1 protein-coding gene and 1 pseudogene are annotated in these 1,942 nt (G+C 33.7%); both read right to left on the bottom strand.

The features are described 5' to 3' along the window. Positions 1–354: 354 nt before the first annotated feature. Positions 355–1,251, bottom strand: a complete 897-nt coding sequence (locus tag F6K53_RS38770) for a transposase family protein (RefSeq protein WP_293074868.1) — start codon at positions 1,249–1,251, stop codon at positions 355–357. 320 nt (positions 1,252–1,571) lie between these two features. Continuing rightward, positions 1,572–1,942, bottom strand: a pseudogene (locus F6K53_RS38765) (Uma2 family endonuclease); the annotation flags it as partial.

Raw genomic sequence — 1,942 nt, 5'->3', positions numbered from 1 at the left:
TATTAAATCTTTTGGGTGCGTTAATAATTTTTAAAGCACTTATATAATATAGTTCCTCTGGGACTAATTTTAGTCCTGTCACTAGTAAAAACTTACCAATGGTCTACGCTATCACGAGCCCTACAGCGATTTAATCTTTTCTTTATAAATTACAGTATAGAATAGTATAGAGTATTTTAGACATCTCCAGGAATTGCAAAGCAGTTCTATCACTAGCTTTGAGATGCTTGCGATCATTCACAAATATGACAACTTTCAACGAAATAATAATAGTTATGAAGTTTTTTTGATAATAATTAACCTAAAAAATATAAACTAAATATCTAATTTGTCTGAAAACAAATTAGGTTAAAACTAACTTAAAATTAAAGCGCCTATTCGGAGTCTTACTAAACCGCAAACTGTCAAAATAACTTTTGAATAATTTTTGCTATTTAGGCGAAATCTCTCCGAGGCAACTCTAAATGTTTTGATCACTCTTATCAGGTGTTCTACAAATATTCGATCGCGAGATTTTTTCTGATTATCTTCTTTTATTTCTGGCGGCATTTCTTGATTTTTTGGTTTCTTTTTTGGTGTTTTTATTCGGTCTTCTCCATAGTAAGCTTTGTCGCCATTATATCTTTGGGTTTTTTCTAAATTTTTTGACTGTTCTCGCCATAAAATAATATCACTTTTAGGTCCTGGATATCCTACTATTACATCAACTATTTCTTGACCATCCGGAGTAGTAATTAATTGATTTTTAAAGGTGTGCCTTTTTTTCTTGCCCGAGTAATATTTTTTTTGTTCTTTGTAATCCAGAGGTCTTTCTCTATCTTGTTCACAGCTATCTACAATTAATTCTAATTCTGTTAAAATTTCCTTTACCCATTTCTCGTCACTTGTATTTTTTTTTACTTGCTCTAGCAAGCTACTAGGTAAAAGCTCACTCAAAATATTGACCCAATAATGAAAAACATTGTTAGCTGTCGATTCCGACACATTGAAATGAATTCCTAAGATTTCAAAGGTAGGATGATTATGTAAATAATATAATGTTAAAATTATTTGCTCTTCTGTATTTAAGAGAGATTTTCTTCCACCACCAGCTTTAATTAATCTAATTTCTGTTTGAGCGATTTCTGACTTTTTTTTATGGTGGTATTTTTGGGCGTTGTCAATTAGTTTATTAAGGTGTTTCTCACTTAATCCTATCAATCTCTTTGTTGACCTTGGATTACGTTTAATATAGCTGACAATTGGAATCATTTCAAAAAACAAATTGGTAATTAACTTCCATTATAACATAAAGCAAATCTAGTTTTTTTATTTTTTGGAGATGTCTAATCGGGAATAGTAAATTTTGCGTAGGGTGCGTTAGGGATGGGATCTCCCTGATTTTGCGCCTCTTCGCCAGCTTTGAAATAGCCCACCCCGTAACGCACCACTGGGTCAAATAGCAAAAATGAGATGCACCTGTAGGGAATAGGGAATAGTAGGAAATAAATCCGAGTATTTTTTGGTGTTATTATAAATCAGTGGTTAGGTCATTATCTATTTGGATATGCTAGCTTATTAGCTAGCAGTTATCACTCAAAATTATTTTGTTTTCTAACCCAAGCCCTAAACGCCCGTAACGTTGCTGTTTCGCCATCGACTAAACTTTGGTTAATAAACCTAGGAATAGCATTCAAAGGCATCCAAGGGAAGGTTGGGCTTTGATTTACTTGATTAAAAATTAAAATCGGTTGTTGTAACACAAAAACTTCTAATTTTTGTCCATTATAACGCCATAATTCAGGGACACCAAGCGCTGCATAAATGGGGCACTTATCTAAGAGGATATCTGAAAAGTTTTTTATACTGAATTTTGCCCCCCTAACCCCCCAACTTTGGGGGGAACAAGAGTCAATTTGCTTGTAAAAGTCCCCCAGAATTGGGGGACCAACGGGGGCTTGGA

Origin of the sequence: Moorena sp. SIO4A1 (genome assembly GCF_010672065.1) — a bacterium.
Lineage (GTDB): Bacteria > Cyanobacteriota > Cyanobacteriia > Cyanobacteriales > Coleofasciculaceae > Moorena.
Note: the sequence above shows the minus strand (reverse complement) of the source record. Positions and strands in the feature narration are given on the sequence as shown.

Coding starts and splice junctions, on each gene's coding strand:
- F6K53_RS38770 (WP_293074868.1), bottom strand. CDS start 1,251: ATGATTCCAATTGTCAGCTATATTAAACGTAATCCAAGGTCAACAAAG.